The sequence below is a fragment of the Bifidobacterium castoris genome (assembly GCF_003952025.1).
GTDB classification, from domain to species: Bacteria; Actinomycetota; Actinomycetes; order Actinomycetales; family Bifidobacteriaceae; genus Bifidobacterium; species Bifidobacterium castoris.
In genome coordinates this window covers 59,279-78,837 of sequence record NZ_QXGI01000003.1, presented here as the reverse complement: position 1 = coordinate 78,837, position 19,559 = coordinate 59,279, and the positions used below count along the sequence as shown (strand labels likewise).

General features: G+C 61.4%; 19 protein-coding genes. 14 read left to right on the top strand and 5 right to left on the bottom strand.

Annotated features, from left to right (window positions below; translation table 11 throughout):
• The first annotated feature begins 400 nt into the window (after positions 1-400).
• Both D2E22_RS04485 and D2E22_RS04480 read left to right on the top strand, forming a co-directional pair.
• The gene (locus D2E22_RS04485) at positions 401-1,153 is read left to right on the top strand and encodes a helix-turn-helix domain-containing protein (protein ID WP_241218183.1); all 753 of its coding nucleotides are present in this window, start codon (positions 401-403) and stop codon (positions 1,151-1,153) included.
• A gap of 180 nt (positions 1,154-1,333) precedes the next feature.
• On the top strand, positions 1,334-2,578 hold the full coding sequence (locus D2E22_RS04480) for a hypothetical protein (protein WP_126031927.1): 1,245 nt from the start codon (positions 1,334-1,336) through the stop codon (positions 2,576-2,578).
• A gap of 169 nt (positions 2,579-2,747) precedes the next feature.
• Here the strand turns inward: D2E22_RS04480 and D2E22_RS04475 are convergent, their stop codons facing one another.
• The 5 genes from D2E22_RS04475 to D2E22_RS04455 all read right to left on the bottom strand — a co-directional run bounded on the left by D2E22_RS04475 (position 2,748) and on the right by D2E22_RS04455 (position 8,092).
• Positions 2,748-3,425, bottom strand: a complete 678-nt coding sequence (locus D2E22_RS04475; protein ID WP_126031926.1) for a hypothetical protein — start codon at positions 3,423-3,425, stop codon at positions 2,748-2,750.
• Positions 3,426-3,782: 357 nt separating this feature from the next.
• Entirely contained in the window at positions 3,783-5,003 is a 1,221-nt protein-coding gene (locus D2E22_RS04470; protein ID WP_126031925.1) for a GTPase, read from the bottom strand.
• A gap of 267 nt (positions 5,004-5,270) precedes the next feature.
• Positions 5,271-5,879 (bottom strand): DUF6591 domain-containing protein, encoded by a 609-nt coding sequence (locus D2E22_RS04465; protein WP_126031924.1) that lies wholly within the window; start codon positions 5,877-5,879, stop codon positions 5,271-5,273.
• A gap of 207 nt (positions 5,880-6,086) precedes the next feature.
• Positions 6,087-6,521, bottom strand: a complete 435-nt coding sequence (locus D2E22_RS04460; RefSeq protein WP_126031923.1) for a YolD-like family protein — start codon at positions 6,519-6,521, stop codon at positions 6,087-6,089.
• Positions 6,518-8,092: a Y-family DNA polymerase gene (locus tag D2E22_RS04455; protein WP_126031922.1), complete on the bottom strand. Its 1,575-nt coding sequence runs from the start codon at positions 8,090-8,092 to the stop codon at positions 6,518-6,520. The genes D2E22_RS04460 and D2E22_RS04455 overlap by 4 nt, the downstream gene beginning before the upstream one ends.
• Before the next feature lie 285 nt (positions 8,093-8,377).
• Here D2E22_RS04455 and D2E22_RS04450 point away from each other — a divergent pair, with 285 nt between their 5' ends.
• The 12 genes from D2E22_RS04450 (at position 8,378) to D2E22_RS04395 (ending at position 19,519) form a co-directional block, all read left to right on the top strand.
• Positions 8,378-9,208, top strand: a complete 831-nt coding sequence (locus D2E22_RS04450; RefSeq protein ID WP_164518416.1) for an alpha/beta fold hydrolase — start codon at positions 8,378-8,380, stop codon at positions 9,206-9,208.
• A 265-nt stretch (positions 9,209-9,473) separates the two neighbouring features.
• Positions 9,474-11,030, top strand: a complete 1,557-nt coding sequence (gene purF, locus D2E22_RS04445; protein ID WP_126031920.1) for an amidophosphoribosyltransferase — start codon at positions 9,474-9,476, stop codon at positions 11,028-11,030.
• 92 nt (positions 11,031-11,122) lie between these two features.
• The gene (gene purM, locus D2E22_RS04440) at positions 11,123-12,157 is read left to right on the top strand and encodes a phosphoribosylformylglycinamidine cyclo-ligase (RefSeq protein ID WP_126031919.1); all 1,035 of its coding nucleotides are present in this window, start codon (positions 11,123-11,125) and stop codon (positions 12,155-12,157) included.
• A gap of 112 nt (positions 12,158-12,269) precedes the next feature.
• On the top strand, positions 12,270-13,535 hold the full coding sequence (purD, locus tag D2E22_RS04435) for a phosphoribosylamine--glycine ligase (protein WP_126031918.1): 1,266 nt from the start codon (positions 12,270-12,272) through the stop codon (positions 13,533-13,535).
• Positions 13,536-13,826: 291 nt separating this feature from the next.
• A complete protein-coding gene (locus D2E22_RS04430) occupies positions 13,827-14,411 on the top strand; it encodes a hypothetical protein (RefSeq protein ID WP_126031917.1) in 585 nt (194 codons plus the stop codon).
• Positions 14,412-14,657: 246 nt separating this feature from the next.
• The gene (locus D2E22_RS10980) at positions 14,658-15,137 is read left to right on the top strand and encodes a response regulator (protein WP_126031916.1); all 480 of its coding nucleotides are present in this window, start codon (positions 14,658-14,660) and stop codon (positions 15,135-15,137) included.
• On the top strand, positions 15,034-15,360 hold the full coding sequence (locus D2E22_RS10975; protein WP_420897239.1) for a helix-turn-helix transcriptional regulator: 327 nt from the start codon (positions 15,034-15,036) through the stop codon (positions 15,358-15,360). The genes D2E22_RS10980 and D2E22_RS10975 overlap by 104 nt, the downstream gene beginning before the upstream one ends.
• Positions 15,361-15,532: 172 nt before the next feature.
• Positions 15,533-15,817: a hypothetical protein gene (locus tag D2E22_RS04415; protein WP_126031914.1), complete on the top strand. Its 285-nt coding sequence runs from the start codon at positions 15,533-15,535 to the stop codon at positions 15,815-15,817.
• 92 nt (positions 15,818-15,909) lie between these two features.
• Entirely contained in the window at positions 15,910-16,536 is a 627-nt protein-coding gene (locus D2E22_RS04410) for an LPS-assembly lipoprotein LptE (protein ID WP_126031913.1), read from the top strand.
• A gap of 36 nt (positions 16,537-16,572) precedes the next feature.
• Positions 16,573-17,727 carry a hypothetical protein gene (locus tag D2E22_RS04405; RefSeq protein ID WP_126031912.1) on the top strand — a complete coding sequence of 385 codons (1,155 nt, stop codon included), beginning with the start codon at positions 16,573-16,575 and terminating at the stop codon, positions 17,725-17,727.
• Positions 17,724-18,371 (top strand): ATP-binding cassette domain-containing protein, encoded by a 648-nt coding sequence (locus tag D2E22_RS04400; protein WP_126031911.1) that lies wholly within the window; start codon positions 17,724-17,726, stop codon positions 18,369-18,371. The genes D2E22_RS04405 and D2E22_RS04400 overlap by 4 nt, the downstream gene beginning before the upstream one ends.
• Positions 18,368-19,519: a hypothetical protein gene (locus tag D2E22_RS04395; RefSeq protein WP_126031910.1), complete on the top strand. Its 1,152-nt coding sequence runs from the start codon at positions 18,368-18,370 to the stop codon at positions 19,517-19,519. Before D2E22_RS04400 ends, D2E22_RS04395 begins: the two co-directional genes overlap by 4 nt.
• Positions 19,520-19,559 lie beyond the last annotated feature (40 nt).

Below are 19,559 nucleotides of genomic sequence, written 5' to 3'. Positions count from 1 at the left end.
CCGGCGCGGAACTCCCCATAGAGGACGACGCCGGGCCCCCGTCATCCGCCGTACGCGGACGATGCTCACCCGACGACGCCTCACGTGCCGCCTCATCCAACTCTCGAACGCCGCGCAGAATCATGCTTGCCAACTGAGCGAACATATCCGCACTCCTTTCTGACGAGAGATGTTCCACGACCGGCTTTCGGTCATGTCGGGTTTGCGCCCTGTCATGCTTCTCGTCATTAAGGGGCATGTTTTATTCGCGAATCGCACTCCTTATCTATCGCGACAATCGGCGGTTTTCCGGGGATATGACGAGTCCTCTGCCCTGTTGTTCCATTCTCGAAGCTTCGTCATATAGTGTCAATGACATAACATGTTATAAATACGCGGATTAAGAGAAGGGAAATATAGCATGGATGATATAAACCAGTTTCGCGCCACCTGCTGGCGGCAACGACTGCGCGAATGCCTGAAGGAACGCGGCCTCACACAGGTGGAGTTCGTCAGCGCGCTCAACCGCGCCTATCTGACGAGGTTCCATCAGAAGGACGTGAGCAGATGGCTCAACACCGGCAATCAGACCGCCAACGGCGTCATCGGTTTTCCCAAATACGAGACGATGATGCTCATCGCGGACTTCTTCGGAGTCGACGTGGGGTATCTGACCGGCGAGACGGATGAGACATCTTTCGATCTGGAAAAGGCGAGTTCCTACACGGGCCTGAGCAGCAACGCCATATTGGCCATCCGCCAATGGATAGACTCTCCCGACGGCTCTCCCGACGACGAGCTGCGCGATTGGCGCGCCGATACGATCAACCGCATGTTCTTCTCGGATCTCTTCAACGAGCTGGCGGCCAAAATGCTCACGCTCTATGAGATGTCCACGATCTACTGCACCAATCCCGAGCGTTTCCACAATCTGATGCGATCGCTCGCCTCCAGCAGCGACCTGCCAGACGATCTGACCTTCCAATTGATCATCGGCGCATTCTACGGTATGGCGAACGAATCATTCTCGGCATTGCTCAAAGACGCCTACCCCACCCCAAGCGAGCGTCAATTCGAAGCTACCCTTGATCCACAAGACATCCCGGATGCGCAGGATATCTCCGATGCACAGGAGGTTTCCGACGCCGACGACCTTTGGTACGGCGCGCTCTGAGGCCCACTGGATGGCGCAGTGGCATGCACGTTCTGCATGCAGCCGCCGCAACTGCGAAGATTCGTGTCATATTTCACCATCCCCCCTTCCGAAAACAGCAGTGTGGGGATAATCGGAATCGTAGAAGGTTTGCAACATCGAAGCAGTCAGCTCAACCTAAACGACATAGAAAGGAACGCCATGAACGAAGAGATCGAGGTGTACGGCGATGATGACGGAATCATGCTGTTGGGGGATTCCGAAGACATCCGACAGGCTCTTGCCGAGCTTCAGATCAGCGAAGAGCACACTACGGACATCAGCAAGGCCGCGATATTGAAAACCGCGCATCGTGCCACAAAAATGTTCAGCAAAGCACAGGACCGTTCGGGACGGTGGGTGAAGCTCACGAAGGAATCCGCGCAGAAGGCCCGCAAGCACGGTCTGTTGCGTAATAACTCCACCGGCAATTTCATGGGAGTGATCGGCAAAGGCGGCAAAGGCGGCATCAAAGGCAATGTGCAGTTCGAGAAGATAGCAGGAGGCTTCAACCCTGCGAAAGTGGCGAATGTCGAGATGCTCATGCTGACGATGGCGCTTGAGCAGGCGATGAAGGAAATGACCGATTACCTCAAGCAGATCGATGCGAAAGTCGATCAAGTACTGCGCCAGCAGAAGAACGCCGAACTTGCCAAATTCCTCAGCGTCGCAGGGCTCGTGTCGGAAGCCGAGAACGAACTGTCCCATATCGGCAGCCTTTCGGACGCCACATGGGACCAGTTGTCCAACAGCGCCCAGACAGTGAACGAAGTCCAACAGTATTCGCTGCTCCAACTCAAGGACATCGCCGAGAAGATCACTTCGTCGGTCAACGATACCCGAACCACAAAGGACGCACTGGTCAAGGCCCGGTCAGGCATCGGCGATTGGCTCGCCGTCGCCGCCGATTGTCTTCGCATGCGGGACCGCATCGATATGCTCAAAGTGCAACGGTTCATCGATACCGACATCAATCCGGATCTGCTCAGCAAACATCGTTTCGTCATTGCGGACAATCGACGCGCACGCTACCATTCAATCACCGACGCTACCGCCAAACTGCAACAAGCCATCAAACAGGCAGTACAGGGCAAGGACGACACGATGCGCGTGATCCTGCTGCCGATGGACGCACCTGTCGTCATACGGGAAGGCAATGAGATCGCGAGCTCGCTCGCACGCTTCGACAAAGCGTTGGGACTGGAGTACAAAACCCCGCATTTCTCCGAGAAGCAGTGGAATCAGGCAATGGGCGAAGTCGGGCAGAGCATCGCGAACAGTACGGAACAGTTGATGCAGCAGACCAGAAGCACATTGGGAGAAGGCGCCAAGCAGATCGGGAACGTCGCCAACGAGGCAGGAAACCAGATCAAGAAGGCCTTCGGCAATTTCCCGAAGCTGCGGTGAGTCGCACAACCACCCCACCTCATCACCCCGCCCCACATGCGGCCTTTCTCGGCATCTTTGGGTGCCTGAAATGGCCATGTGCGGGCATATCAGCCTCAAAACAAGGCTACCCGGATATCTTTGGGCACCTCGAACACCCAAAGATATCCGGAAAGCCCCGCCTGCGCCCTTATGACGCCTTTGCGAAACTGAAATTGAGTGTCGTGTTGGGTTCGACGCTGTGCACGATGGACGTGTAGAACGACTTCGCCTGCTCTTCGAGAATGTCCCGGTTCGAATCGACGTATTCCTTCTTCGCTTTGTCGGTGAGGATGTTGTTGACCATATCAAGGGAATCGATCTGCTTCGTACCGAAGCTCAACGCCCCGTTCTGCTCGACGATCACCCGGTACTCGGGGTCGTCATACCCGATGAATTTGAACTCGGGAATCGCAACGTCAAAGGTGTTTTCGCCGGTCTCCTTGATGGTGACATCCTTGCCCTCAAATCCGAGTTTCGCGTCGAATGTGTATTGGATGAACCGCGCACGTTCCGTACCAGGAATCTCCATATTGAAGAAATGGCCCTTGTTCTCCTTTGATATGATGCCGGTTACCCCCAGCCTCAGCAATGACACTTCCTTCGTGCGCTGCATGGAGCGAATCACCTGCGTGTCTTCCGTGCCCCTCTCCCTCAATCCTGGTGGCATCGCCCAAGGACACAGCGAGTAGAACCCGATGCTAGCGATCCACCCCGCCGCCAAAGCAGCCAACAGCGCGGAAGCAATGATCCAGAATCGCCATTTCTGCCACGGCTTCCCTTTTCCTCCGTTGTTATCAGCACGGCTGCTATGTCCACTTATTGCCATTGCCTCTCCTCCTTCATGCCCTCTTGAGCAACCACCGGTTCCTCATGCAACGATGCATTTGGCACGGCTCAGCGGAAGCGACATGCAGTCCTTGCGTTCACACTTCGCCTTACCACAGATTTACTCTATCAGAGAACGCAACAACGACAAGATCAATCATGCATAATCTCAACACACATCAGGAAACAGTTGCAGTAAAGAGACAATCATTACGCCAATCAACATCTGTTCCCACAAAATAAACAGACAAGTATACCTTTGTTGACATGTAAATTCAAGGCCTACAAGGCCCATACGAACACCGCTACGGCAAACCCTCCCTTGCCCTAGTCGTGCCCTACGCTCGCGCCGCAATCCCTACTTCCCACGCTTCAGGAACGCGGCTTTGACGAGGTCGATGATCATCTGCGTCATGTCCTTGCCGCCACCTTGCGTCGCTTCGGCGATGCCGCTGACTTTGCCGATGAATCCGTCTCCGAACTGCTCCTCCATGAGATGCCGCACCCAACTGGTGTCGCGCACGCTTCTCTGGCCGGTGTACACCTGTTCAAACGCCAGCACGGCCCCTTCACCGAGCGCCGCGATGATGCTCGCCGCCACAATCGCATTGAGCACACTGGCGGCGATGTTGATGCCGGGAATCGCCTTGATCGCGCTGATCGCCGAATGCGCGACGACGCTCGCCGTGCCCACCTGCACGATCGAATCGAGGAACTGCTTGGAGTCCTCGCCCTTGTCGATGCCGTACAACCGAGCCAAGCCGTTCAGCTCAGCGAGCTCCAGCGGGGACAACACGAGCGTGTCGGCGATCGGGATCGGCACGGCGCCCACCGTGGCGCCGGCCGCGACGCATGCGCCGATCAAGCCTTGCGCGAGCATGCGCTTGCGCGTCAGTTTGAACTGCTGCAGGTCGTGTGCACCGCCACGAAGCCCGTCGGGCATCGCCTCCATCGTCGCGTCGATAAGGTCGGCGATGCCCTCCGGCGCTGCGAACGCCGTGTCGTTGATGACGTAGGTCTGCGCGACGACCGGCACGATCGCGCGCAGGTTCTGTTCGATGCGAGTCCCGTGGAACGCCTCCCGCACCATCGCGACGTTGCGTTCGCGGTCCGGCTGCGAATACGATTTCGTGACGACGGCGATGATCGGCACCGACTTCCACATCCGCACCGCGTTCGCCAGGTTGCGGATCGTCTCATGGAACAGCTTCGCCGCCGTGCCGTCCACACAGAACCAGATCACGTTGATGCGTGTGTTCTCGTTGCCTTCCTTCGCGCTCGCCCGCGACCATTTGCGCACCGCGTGCACGGCGCGCAGGCTCGCGATCGGCGACGGCTCGAAGCCGATCGAGTCGATGACGCGGAACGGCACCGACGGGCTTTCGTGGATCGAGAGCTCCTCGGTCGTGCCGCGCGTGCCGAAGCTCGCCTTCGCGACGTCGTCGCCTATGACGGCGTTGATGAGCGTGGATTTGCCGACGCCCGAGTTGCCCAGCACGAGCACGTTGCCTTTGGGCGCGAGCCGCCGCGACGGCGGCACGGACCGTGCGCCGTCCGTCTTGCCGTTATCGTATGCCATGCCGCCATCTTAGCCTTATCCGGCGCGACCGCGGTCGCCGTGCCCGTCGGCGCGAGCCCGTCCGGCAGCCGCGTTCCGAGCCCCCTCTTTCCCGGCATCCGTACCGCTCCGCGAATATGCGTCGCCCTCCACATGGCCATCCATGTGGAGGGCGACGCATATCACCTCGTTTTCACGTCCATGCTTCTATCAGACGTCGGCATGGTTTCGGCGCGCCTCCGTGCCATCGCACTTCGCATACGCCGAATCCGCGCGCGACCGATACCGTCACTGCGTCTGCGACGACGATTCCGACTGGTCGTCGCTGCTCGAGTCGGAACCTCCGGTCAGCGCGTTGCGCGACTCCTCGGCAGCCTTCTCACGGTCCTTGGCCTGCTGCTCGGCCTCCTCGGCCGACCGCGGCGTGCGCACGAGCTCCGAGCCGGTGGCCTCGACCATCATGTCGTCCACACGGTCGAGCATCGCATCGAACCTTTTCTGCTGCTCGGGGGTGAGCTCCGTGTCCTGGACGGCCTCGAGCTGGGCGAGGACGTCCTCCATCTGGCTGTTCCATTCGATGTAGCCGTCCACCTCGTCCGCCGGAAGACCGTCCTGGCTGTTGAGCAGCGTCGCGTAGTATGCGTACTTCGTCATGAACTCCTCGTAGTTCTTCATGACCTGCTCCGGATCGGTCGTGGAGGGCGTGACCGTATCTTCTGTTTCTGCACCCTGCGACGCGGACGCGGACGGCTTGGCCTCGGCCACCGTGTCAGCCTTTGCGTTGAGGCGCAGCGCGACGATGACGCCGACGGCGACGAGCGCGGCGACGACGACGCCGACGACGGCGGCGATGATCCAGACCTTCTTCTTCGACTGCTTCGCTTCCGTGGTTTCCATCCGAACTCCTTGACCTCATCGACGTCGTACAGCGCCGCCATCGTCCATGCGCGCGATCGCGGTCCGCGGCATATCCATCGTTTGCATAACGACGGACGCAATTCATATTCCATCCTAACAAATCAAACGATGACAACGTCAGCCGGCACGCTGTTTCATGATGTTTTTAGACACAATCTTCACGCGCACCGCGCAGGGCGGCGCCGTTCATCCATCGACGACGATCCTCACGATGTCCGCGCATGGTACGTCGATGCGCCCATCGCCCCGCCCGTCGATCCGCAACCGCCGCGTGACGTCGTCGTAACCGCTCGCCAGACCACGCGCCGTCACATACTCACCGACGCCGGCGTCGTCGCGCTCCGGCACGAAGTACGTCACTTCGACGCACGACGTCTCGTCGAGATGAGCGAGCAGCGCGGCGAGACGCCGGTCGAGCTCCTCGCGCGCGTCCTCGCCCAGCTCGACGCGCCGCGCATGCGGACGTGCGACGTCGTCGATGATCGCCTCGTATCCGCTCAGCGCCGCGAAGGGCATGAACTGCGCGGCCCGTTGCGCCGTCGGCATCGGACTGCGAGTGCGCGAACGGTGGTGCGGCAGTCCGATGATGTCGTCGTAGCGATGCGTCCGTTCGAGGCTCATGCGGCGTGCCCTCCGATCTGCCGGTTGCGTTCGACGCCGGTCGCGCCGTCCTCGAGATTGAGACCGGTGATCACGGCGTTGCCGCCGAAGCGTTCCTTGACGCCGAGCAACGCGCGCTGCACGGCGAGCTCGCGCGCGTCGCGCTCGGCGTCGCGGCCTTCCTCGCCGCATGGCCCTTCGGCCGTCATGTCCGTGCCGTCCATGCCGATCGCGGCGAACAGATCAGGCTGCTCGTACCGCGTGGCGACGGACATGCCTTCTCCGCCGCCTTCGCGACCGCCAGATCCGTCCGCGGCGATTCTGGAGGCGCCGACGGTGACGCGCCGCACGAGCAGCCACGGGTCGGCGACGCGGTCGAAGATCTCGGCGAAGGCCCCGCGCAGCCGCGTCATGTTCGCCGTCGGCGCCTCCATCCGATGCGAGCCGTGCGCGCTCTTCGGCACCCGCCTGCCGAATCGGTCGACGTCGACCGCCCCCGCATAGCCGGCGGCACGCTCACCGTCAAGGCTCGCGACGTCGTAGCCGACCGTGAGCGTGACGTGATCGGTCACGTCGCCGTGCCCGAGCAGCTCGTAGGCGACCTCATCGGCCATCTCGAGCACGATCGTGCGCGCCCGACGCCAGTCGTAGGGTTCATGGAGCACCTGCCCGCAGCTCAGCGTCGTGCGGGCCGGCCGGTAGCGTTTGATGTCGGCGATCGAGCACGGCTCCCATCCCCATGCGTGGTCAATGAGCAGCTCCGCGTTGACGCCGAACAGCCGGTAGAGCAGCACCTCGTTGTGGTAGTCGTTCGGAGAGCCGACCGAGCAGCGCGCGACGTCGCCCATCGTCATCAGCCCATGCCGTTCGAGCGTGCGCGACACACCGGGGCCGACGCGCCAGAAGTCGGTGAGCGGCCGATGCGCCCATAGCGAGCGCCGGTATTCCATCTCGTCGAGCCGTGCGATGCGCACGCCATCCGCGTCGGCCGGGACGTGCTTGGCGACGATGTCCATCGCGACCTTCGCCAGATACAGATTGGTGCCGATGCCCGCCGTCGCCGTGATGCCGGTCTCGGCGGCGATCGCGGCGACGATGCGCCGCGCGAGCTCATGCGCGTCGCAGCCGAAGTACCCCAGATACGACGTGGCGTCGATGAAGACCTCGTCGACCGAGTAGACGTGGATGTCGCGCGCGTCCGCGTAGCGCAGGTAGATGGCGTAGATGCGCGCGCTCGCCTCGAGATAATGCGCCATGCGGGGCTTCGCGACGATGAACTCGGCCTTGAGCGCCGGGTCCGCCGCGAGCGCGGCCGCGCTCGTCGAGGCGCCGGCGAACCGACGGCCGGGCGCCCGCAGCCGCCGCCGCTCGTTGACTTCGCGCATGCGCTCCTCAACTTCGAACAGCCGAGGGCGGCCGGCGATGCCGAGCGCCTTGAGCGCCGGCGAGACGGCGAGACAGATCGTCTTGGACGTGCGAGAACGGTCCGCGACGACCAGGTTGGCGTCGAGCGGATCGAGCCCACGTTCCACGCATTCCTCGGATGCGTAGAACGACTTGAGGTCTATGGCGAGATAGCTTCGTGCGTCCATGCCCTCCATTATCGAACAAACGTTCGAATCTGTCGACTCCGGCGCGCCGACGTGGCGATGCTCGTACGCGAGAGCCGTACGTTGTTCACCTCTGTCAACACGATCGGCACAGGGGTGCCAATCCTCTCTGAATAACCGCCCCGAGCGCAGCCGGTCATGCACACACGATGCGTCGACCGGGAAGGATTGCACCCGATACCGAAAGACCGCATGACCCAGTGGATTATAATGACGGGAGCGGCGCGACACCCGTGCCGCGACAGCAATGGAGGTGTGCAGCCCATCATGTTCTACACTTACGGCGATGTGCGACTGCATTACGAGGATATCGGCACCGGCGACCCGATGCTGCTCATCCATGGCATGGGTTGCGACATGCGAATCATGACCGATTGCATGGAGCCCGTCTTTCGCAAGCATGGGGCCCATGCGTACCGACGTCTGTATCTGGACCTGCCGGGCATGGGCTCCTCGACGGCGCCGCTCGGCTTCGCCTCCTCCGACCGCATCCTCGAGGCGATCGTCGCATTCGCGGACGATGTCGCGGGAGACCGGTTCGCGCTCGTCGGTGAATCATACGGCGGCTATCTCGCCCGGGGCGTGCTGTCCCGCCGGCCATCGGATGTGACCGGCCTGATGCTCGTCTGCCCGGTGGTCAACGCTCCGCACGGCATGCGCGATCTGCCCGATGATGTGACGCATTTCACGGATGACGACTATCTGCGTTCCCTTGATGCCAAGGACCGCAGCAGGTTCATGGACTCCTTCGTCATCGCGGACAAACGCACGCACGACCGGTACGTTACCGCATTGCGCGACGGGATGGACGCCGCCGACCCGCCGTTCCTGCACGCGCTTTCCCAGTCATATGCGTATTCATTCGATGTGGACGCGCGTATCGCGCAGCTGGGGTTCGACCGACCCTCGCTGTTCGTTACCGGCAGGCAGGACGACGTCGTGGGGTATCGCGACCTCATGCGGCTGCTCCCGTCGTATCCGCGTGCGACGTTCGCGGTGCTCGATGCCGCCGGGCACAATGCCCAGATCGAGCGCAGCGACCCCTTCGACGCATTGGCCGCGGACTGGCTCGATCGCCTCGAGCATTACGCCCATTGAACCCGTAACCCATCTGCGGTCGCGGCACGTCACCCATCGAGTCATCGAGCGCCGCGACCACATGACGCCCAGCCGGATGCGCGGGGCGATTCCATACGCCTCCGCACACCGGCGGACCATCCGTCCACAATGCGAAAGCACCGATGCCCCGCCTCCTTGCGATTTCGCCGTTTTCGCAAAATCCGCGTTTCCCGATGTAGCCGACACTTGCTAGGGTTTATCCCGTAGCGAATCCCTTGTCTCCAGTTGTGGAAGGAGTTTTGGCTTGTCGGCTGAACTCGAAGAGATCCATGAGGAATGTGGCATTTTCGGCGTATGGGGACACCCCGATGCCGCGCGCCTCACCTACTTCGGATTACACGCATTGCAACATCGTGGCCAGGAGGGGGCGGGCATCGTCTCCAACGACCACGGCCATCTCATCGGACACCGCGGCCTCGGCCTGCTCACCCAGGTGTTCCAGGACGAGAAGGACATCCAGCGGCTGCAGGGGGACGCCGCGATCGGCCATGTCCGGTACGCGACCGCCGGCTCCGGCGGCATCGACAACATCCAGCCCTTCGTCTTCCGCTTCCATGACGGGGACATGGCGCTGTGCCACAACGGCAACCTGACGAACTGCTTCTCGCTGCGCCGCGCGCTCGAGAACGAGGGCGCGATCTTCCACTCCAACTCGGACACCGAGGTGCTCATGCATCTGGTGCGCCGCTCGGTGCGCAGCACCGTCGTCGACAAGCTGCAGGAGGCGCTCAACACCGTGCACGGCGGCTTCGCCTACCTGATCATGACCGAGCACGAGATGATCGGCGCGCTCGACCCCAACGGCTTCCGCCCGCTTTCGCTCGGCCGCATGACGAACGGCGCCTACGTGCTCGCCTCCGAGACCTGCGCGCTCGACGTCGTCGGCGCCGAGCGCATCCGCGACATCCAGCCCGGCGAGATGATCATCATCAACGATTCCGGCTACCGCACCGTCAAGTACACGAGCCGCACGCAGCTGTCGATCTGCTCGATGGAGTACATCTACTTCGCGCGCCCCGACTCCGACATCTACGGCGTCAACGTGCATTCGGCGCGCAAGCGCATGGGCGCGCGCCTCGCGCAGGAGTCGCCGGTCGAGGCGGACATGGTCATCGGCGTGCCGAACTCGTCGCTGTCGGCGGCCTCCGGCTATTCAGAAGAGGCCGGACTGCCTAACGAGATGGGCCTGATCAAGAACCAGTACGTCGCGCGCACCTTCATCCAGCCGACGCAGGCGCTGCGCGAGCAGGGAGTGCGCATGAAGCTCTCCGCCGTCAAATCGGTCGTCAAGGGCAAGCGCATCGTCGTCATCGACGATTCGATCGTGCGCGGCACGACGTCGAAGCGCATCGTGCAGCTGCTCAAGGAGGCCGGCGCCGCCGAGGTGCACATGCGCATCAGCTCGCCGCCGCTCAAGTACCCGTGCTTCTACGGCATCGACATCTCGACGACGCAGGAGCTCATCGCCGCGAAGAAATCGGTCGATGAGATCCGCGAGTTCATCGGCGCGGACTCCCTCGCCTTCCTCTCCCTCGACGGCCTGATCGAATCGATCGGCCTGAACGCGGACGCGCCGTACGGCGGCCTGTGCGTCGCCTACTTCAACGGCGACTATCCGACCGCGCTCGACGACTACGAGGCCGACTTCCTCGCCTCGCTCACGCCGGAGGACCGCGTCACGCTGCCCGGATACAACGGCAAGAAGACGATGTACGAGGGCACCGAGTACACGATGCACCAGAAGCCCTTCGGCGAGCACGCCTCCGACGCGCCCACCGAATACATGGTCCCGAACATCTAGGACGTCCCCCTTGCGTCCGCGGACCGCCCCACCAACCATCCGAACACCAATGAAACGACTCGCCGATCTACGCGGCGGACAGGAAGGTCACCATGCCACAAGCATATGAAGACGCGGGTGTGAGCGTCGAAGCCGGCTACGAAGTGGTCAAGCGCATCAAATCGCACGTCGCACGCACGGACCGCCCGGGCGTCGTCAGCGGCATCGGCGGCTTCGGAGGCCTCTTCGACCTCGCCTCGCTCAACTACAAGGAGCCGGTGCTCATCTCCGGCACCGACGGCGTCGGCACGAAGCTCGTCATCGCCAAGCTCATGGACAAGCACGACACGATCGGCGTCGACTGCGTCGCGATGTGCGTCAACGACGTCGTCGCCCAGGGCGCGCAGCCGCTGTTCTTCCTCGACTACATCGCCTGTGGCAAGAACGATCCGGCCATGCTCGAACAGGTCGTCTCCGGCGTCGCCGACGGCTGCGTGCAGGCCGGCGCCGCGCTCATCGGCGGCGAGACCGCCGAGATGCCGGGCATGTACGACGCCGACGAGTACGATCTGGCCGGATTCACGGTCGGCTGCGTCGAACGCGCGAAGATCGTCGACGGCTCCGCGATCCGCTCCGGCGACGTCCTCATCGGCCTGCCGTCCACCGGCGTGCATTCGAACGGCTTCTCGCTCGTGCGCAAGGCGCTCTTCGAGCAGGCCGGCTACACGGTGCGCACGCGTCTGCCCGAGCTGGGAGACCGCGAGCTCGGCGACGTGCTGCTCACGCCGACGAAGATCTACGTGAACGCGCTCATGCCGCTGTTCGAGGCCGGCCTCGTGCACGGCGTCGCCCACATCACCGGCGGCGGCTTCATCGAGAACGTGCCGCGCATGCTGCCCGACGGCCTCGCCGCGCGCATCGATCTGGACGCCTGGCCGGTGCCGCCGATCTTCGACGTCATCGAGAAGGCCGGAGACGTCGACCATATGGAGATGTACAACATCTTCAACATGGGCGTCGGTATGGTCGTCGCCGTGCCCGCCGACCGCGTCGACGAGGTCATGAACCTGCTCGATCATGCGAACGAGGCGGCGTACCGCATCGGCTCCGTCGTCGAGAGGTCCGACCGGGACGTGGAGCTCGTCTGAGCCCTCCGAAGGCCGCGCGCGTCACGCGTGCGGCCTTCCACGTTGTCTCCCCCGACGATTTTGCGTTGTTTCCAACGATTTTCCCAACCACTCCCCCGAAGAAAGAAGAGACATGAAGGTTTTGGTCATCGGTTCCGGCGCGCGCGAGCACGCGATCGCCGACGCGCTGCTGCGCGGCGGCAGCGTCGAAGAGGTCACCGTCGCTCCGGGCAACCCGGGCATGGAGCTCGAGGACGGCATCCGCACGTTGCAGCTCGCGCCTTCAAATCAGGCCGCGCTCATCGACTTCGTGCGCAACAACGACTACGACTGGGTCTTCGTCGGCCCCGAGGTCCCGCTCATCGACGGCATCGTCGATGCTTTCGCCGAGGCCGGCATCAAGGCCTTCGGCCCGCGCAAGGCCGCCGCGCAGATCGAGGGCTCGAAGGACTTCGCCAAGCAGCTCATGGAACGCTACGGCATTCCGACGGCCGCCTACAGGACCTTCGACGAGCTCGCCCCGGCCGTCGAGTACGTGCACGGGCACGGCGCGCCGATCGTCATCAAGGCGGACGGCCTGGCCGCCGGCAAGGGCGTGACCGTCGCGATGGACGAGGAGACGGCCGTCGCCGCGCTCAACGACATCTTCGTCGACCATCGTTTCGGCTCCGCCGGAGCGAAGGTCGTCATCGAGGACTTCCTCGAGGGTCAGGAGTTCTCGCTGATGAGCTTCGTCAACGGCACCGACTTCTGGCCGATGCCGATCAGCCAGGACCACAAGCGCGCCTACGACGACGATCGGGGTCCGAACACCGGCGGCATGGGCGCCTACAGCCCGGTTCCGCAAATCGGCCAGGACGTCGTCGACGAGGCGATCGCTACGATCGTCAAGCCGACCGTCGAGGCGATGGCGCAGGACGGCACGCCGTTCACCGGCATCCTCTACGCCGGCCTCATCGCGACCGCCGACGGCCCGAAGGTCATCGAGTTCAACGCGCGCTTCGGCGACCCGGAGACCGAGGTCGTGTTGCCGAAGCTCACGAGCGACCTCGGCGCCGCGATCGACGCGATCCTCAACGGCGAGACGCCCGAGTTCACATGGGACGAGGACAACGCGACGCTCGGCGTCGTGCTCGCCTCCGACGGCTATCCGAACGACGTCGTCAAGGGCGCGCGCATCCCCGAGCTGCACGTCGACGACGACTCGCACGTCTACTACGCGGGTGTCGCGCGCGACGGAGACGACCTCGTCGCGAACTCCGGCCGCGTGCTGCTCGTCGAGTCCTCGGCGCCGACGCTCGCCGAGGCGCAGCGCAAGGTCTACGCGATTCTCGACGACGCCGACACGACCGGCATGTTCTACCGTCACGACATCGGCGCGAAGGCGCTCAAGGGCTGACGGCACCTAACCCCATCCCCATAGCGCGGGGCGGCATCGATGATGCCGCCCCGCTATTCGTTCGAGCCGGATGCGCATGTCATGCTCGGTCCCGTCATCCGACATGATCTCGGCATCCATGTCATTCAACCGCATATCTCAATGGCTTCACAATACAGGCCCATACCCGAAATGCGTAGAGTGAGGGACAGGACATCAACACTTCATTTATGATGACCCCAAAGCTTCAACGATGAAGAAACGGGGATAACGACGAGAAAGACATTCACCTCACTATCGGCATTGTGCATCGTGGCCATGCTGGCAGGGTGCGGGCAGTCACAATCCGCACAACCGGTCGATTTCGACAAGAACGATGTCACGTTCACGGGACCGAATTCGATTACTTTTCAAAAAGCATACGATATGACACAATCCGATGTCGTACGAAAGATACTCATCGATGAACATATCACCGATGCCGAATTCGATCAGATAAGAGAAATGTATTCAAACTGTCTTGAAGAAGGATACGAAGTCGAATTTGAGGGGGATGCCGGTGCTCGCAGCGAACATGCCCCCGTAGGCGTAAGCGGCGAGCAGGCGCTCAAGGACGCCAAACAATGTGAAACACGAACCGCCTTGCCATACATCGAAATCCTTCATAGCGTCGAGGGCTATGCCTCTGGCGAAGACACTGTCACACCGCTTGTCGACTGTCTCAAGCGCCACGGGATCGCCGACGAAACGATGACGGCGGAAGACTACAAGCGCATCGTCACCGACCCCGACCTCGACGACGAGTATTTCGGCAAGTACTTCAACGAGCAACGTCCCGACTACGACGCCGAGAAATCACCAGCCTACTGGGCCTGCAACGCCAACCCCAACTCCTGATTGCCATACTCCTCAACGGATGCGGCCACCGGCAGATACTCATGGCGCTGCACCAGGAGTTCGGCGCGCAATCTAGAGGGTGGCAGTAATCGTTGCAACGCTTCGTTGTGGTTGTGTTCTTCATTAAACGTATCGCACAGTGTTGAGCAGTTCGATGAAGGGGCAGAGAGCGCAGAATGGCAACATATCTAATCACATACCCGAAATGGGTAGACCGATGGACAGAATATTTGGCGTTCTCCTACAATGATTTCAGGTTTTGAAGACGAAAAACAGGGGGACGGCATGGGGAAAACGACCATCGCTATCATGGATGATGATATCTGGTGCCTTCAATCGCTTGGTGCTTGGCTGCGCGGGCAACCTCAGCTATGCACGCTTCTCCGGCAGACATCATCATCGGACGAAGCATTGCTGCGTTGTCTCAATAAGCAAAAGGAACAGCAGCCTCAGATACTTCTTCTCGACACGTCACTTGACACGGCAAACGCTCCGGAGATCTGCCATCAGATCCGATCGGCGACGGACTCCATAAGCATTCTCGGTATGTCATCCGGGATGTGTGAGCCCCATATCGAAGCGTTGGCACAGGCCGGCGCGCAAGGCATCGTGTCAAAGAGACATCTCGCCAGGCAACTTTCCGCAAGCCTTATCCTTTTTAGCCAACGGAAAGCCTATCGACCCCCAACATTTCAAGGACACAAAGACCGCACATGCGGACCTTGAAAGCACTGCGCCCACACGGCGCAAGCCACTCAGCGCACGGGAAGCACAGGTTCTGCACCTCTACTCTCAACACAAAACGACGCGACAAAACGCGAGCCACCTTGGTGTTTCATTAAGCACTGTTTACACCTTTAAAAATCGAGCGATAGAAAAAATGAAAGTAAATACACTAACCGAAGCTATACATTACTTTAAGAACGATACTCGAAATAACAATATTTAGCGACGATATATATCTCAACTTATGTCTTTATGGATACGGCATGTCAGACACCATCCTACAATGTCGTAAAACTGCTACAAACATCAAAAAGTAAATCGTAATCATGTAATACTAAGAAACAAGGAATATAACGACGTGTTCCTCGATTATCAAAGAAAGGAGAAGATTGACGATGAAGTCAAAGACACGCAAGCTACTGGCTGTCGCTGCGATACTGGGATCGCTGTTCGGATTCACCGGTATCGCACAAGCGTACGAAGTTTACGGAAAAGGCGTGGTCTATCTGGATTATTCCATGGCCACCTCTGTACCGTACAGTTCACAACACTACCAGAAGGCTCAATACCCGGATGGTTCGACCCAGACATTCTGGGGCGCGAATGCTGCCACATACCATAAGTCATCGGCATATTCCCGCGGACTTCCCGTCATCGATTTCGGAGCCAACTTCTCCTGAACAGCGAACCCTCGCTTCCGATGGTCTGGTCGGCTACAGCCGACCAGACCAAACTTCATGTTTACTTATTTGTTTTAGTAAAGGAGCATAGCATGAAACGATTAAGCATCATTATTCCTCTATTATGCAGTGTCCTCACTCTGACTGGTTGCGGCCGGACGTCAACATCGTCACCAGTCGATTTCGATAAGAACCATGTCACATTCTCCGGCCCGAACTCAATCACCTATGAAAAAGCCTACAACTTCACACAATCCGACGTTGTACGAAGGATACTCATCGATGAGCATATTACCGATGCGGAATTCGATCAGGTAAGACAGATGTATGCCGACTGCCTCGGGGAAAAGGGCGCCACCGTGGAATACGAGGGAACGGACGGTAGAAGAAGCGAACGTTTTCCTCCCGGAGTCAGCGTCGATCAAATAGATGAATATATACAAGAGTGTGTCGCAGACACTGCGTTGCCTTATGTGGAGCAGCTGCATCAGCTCGATGGGCAAGATCCCGACTCCGATTCCGTGGAGGCGCTTGTCGCCTGCCTCAAGCGTCATGATATCGCCGACCAGACAATGACCGCCGACGACTACAAACGCATCGTCACCGACCCCGACCTCGACGACGAGTACTTCGGCAAGTACTTCAATGAACAACGTTCCGACTACGACGCCGAGAAATCACCAGCCTACTGGGCCTGCAACGCCAACCCCAACGCATAAGGCCTAATCCGCAACGTCACGAGAGAAGCCACCCCCATGAGCAATCACACGCGCCCAAGGATCATGCGCCACACGCCGCGCATCAGCATGTCAGTCATCGTGTTGCTTTGCGCGGTCATGCTCGCCATCGGCATGGGACTTGCATTGCTCCTGATACGGCCCGTCCCTCCCTCGGACCTTGATTCGAAGACGACAGCCGGCACGATGACCGTCGAGGACGGCGTCTTCGACGATCGGCGCGCCGTGACCTTCCGTCTCGCCCAAAGCGACGCCTCGACATTGCAGATGCCGCAGGACGGGACGCTCACATCCTCCACCTGCACCGCCGGCGCCGCATTGCAATCGGGAACGTCGATGTTCTCCATCAACGATCATGCCGTGCTGTCGCTGCATACCAGCATCCCGTTGTATCGGCCGCTCGCCATCGGCACACAGGGGAACGATGTGCGCTCGTTGCATGACGCGCTGCGTGACCTTGGATATGCGGCCCCCGATACGGATACATTCTCCTCCGACTCCATCGCCGCGTTCAACGCGCTCGCCGAGAAGACCGGAGCTCCCCTCATCACGGCGGACAACGGATGGAACCTCGATCCAGCTCAGGTTCTATGGCAACCCGCCAAGGCGATGACGATCCGTCAATGCCCGGTGCGAGTCGGCGCGCAGGTCCATGCAGGAGACGGCATCGCGCAGACTGCGCCGATCATCACCAACGCCATCATCATCCGCACTTCCGAGAATGCGGACGGCCAGCCGGCCGCGGGTAAACGCACGGTGACGATAGCCGACAAGACCTTCGAAATAGACGACGATGTCACACAGATGAACGATCCGGCTTTCCTCAACGCAATCGCGGCCAGCCACGAATACCAGTCGATGCTCTCCGGCAGCGGATCGGGCGTTTCGGCATCGTCGTCCTCGGGCGCATCATCACAGCAATCCGCCGTCGCAGACGGCTCGCCCGTCGACGTCATCTATCAGTGGTCGCTGGCGGAACCGCGCGCAGTATCGATCATCCCTCCGTCCGCACTGACCGGTGTAAGCAGCGGGAAGGGCTGCGTGACCGTCGACGGCAAACCGCAGCAGGTGACGATCGTGGCCTCGCAGTTGGGAAGATCGATGGTCTCCCCGCAATCAGGCACATTGGAGCATGTTGACGTACCCGCCGACAAGACGGTGAGTTGCCGATGAACGCGGCGGACAAGACGGACGCAATGGTCCTGCTGCATGATGTGGGCCACGCCTTCCATGCGAACCAGGGGGGCCATGACGGTACGGACATGCTGTTCCACGGACTCACGCGGCGATTGGACGCAGGCCACGTCTATGCATTGATCGGACCGTCCGGCTCGGGCAAGTCCACGTTGCTCTCGATCATCGCCGGATGGATCGCGCCGTTGGAGGGAAGCGTCGAGCGCGTGCATTGCGAACAGCTGCATTGGGTGCAGCAGAACCCGCATGGCGTCGCCCACCGCAGCGCCCTTGACCATGTGGCGCTGCCGTTCATCGCACGAGGTGAGCGTCGCGAGGCGGCGAACCGCCACGCGCTTGCGCTGCTCGCCGCTTTTGGACTTGGATCCCTTGCCATGCGCAGGTTCTGCGACCTGTCCGGCGGCGAAGCGCAGCGTCTGATGCTCGCCCGCGGCGTCGCCACCTCACCGCAGCTGCTGCTTGTGGACGAGCCGACAGCGCAGCTCGACCGGCACACCGCGAGGGAAGTGAACGACCATCTTCATGCGTTGAGCCGGTCCGGCGTCATCGTCGTCATCGCCACCCACGATCCGGATACCCGCGACGCATGCACCGACGTGATCGATCTGAGGGACTACCAATGAGCGCCGTACGAAACGGGCACGGTCGCGCACAGCGAGCGCAGATGCGACTGCGCGGCGTGACCGGCGAAGCCATGCGAGACATCCTCTCCGGCACGACGCATGCGCTGCTGTACGCGGCGGCGCTTATGGCCATCATGTTCGCCGCCGCGGGCGCCGAGCTGCTCCAGCTGCGCTCGATCGGCGAACGCATCGACGACTACGTCTCCTCAGGGGCCTCGACCTACGTCGTGGAATACCCCGGCCGTATCGACGCGCGATCCTGCGAATCGCTCGCCGACGCACCGGGAGTGCATGCCGCCGGTGCGATCCGGACCGCCGATTCGCGCATATCGTTCGCCGTGCTTCCCTCCACGTCGCTGCCGCTGCTGGAGGCGACGCCGGGCGCGGTGCAGGCGCTGGCCTCGGCGAACAGCCGCGACACACGCGCGCTTACCGGCTCCGAATCGAGCGGTGTCTGGCTGTCCGGACAGGCCGCCGAGACGCTCGGCCTGACAAGCGGACAGACGGCGAGGCTCGCCGACGACACGCCGGCGACGATCGCCGGGGTCTACCCCTCCCCCGAGGACGGACGCAGCTCCAATGCGACCTATGCCGTCGTGCAGCCGGTGCCCGGGGACGGCGTATTCGATGAATGCCTGATCAAGACATGGCCCGTGCCCGATTCGATCGAATCGTTGGCGCTGCTCAGCGTCGGCACCGTGTCCGCCGACGGGGACAACCGCCCCACCGTACGCCAGCTCAACACGAGGTTCGGATCCCGGCTTGATTCCTCCGCGTTGTTCTCATCGCGCGCAACGGCATGGATGCCTGCGCTGGCCGGTGGCGTCGCATTGGCGCTGGGCTTCGTCGCCGTGTGGACGCGGCGTCTCGAATTGGCTTCCGCGTTGCATTGCGGTGTGCCGAAACCGGCGCTTGTGCTCCAGATGATGCTGGAGACGGTCAGCTGGACGTTCGCGGCCGCCGTGCTGTGCCTGCCGTTGCCGTTGGCCGTCATGCATCTGTGGGCGGGTTCCGCGCCGCAGCAGATCGTCGTGCTGACGCTGCGCCCGATGCTCGCCGCCGCTTTGGGTGCGCTTGCCGGGGCCGTGGCCGCGTCGCTGTGCGTGCGCGAGCGCGATCTCTTCGCCTATTTCAAGCGCCTCATATGACATCGGCCCTACAGCACAGACGCGGTCGCCGGCGGGATGT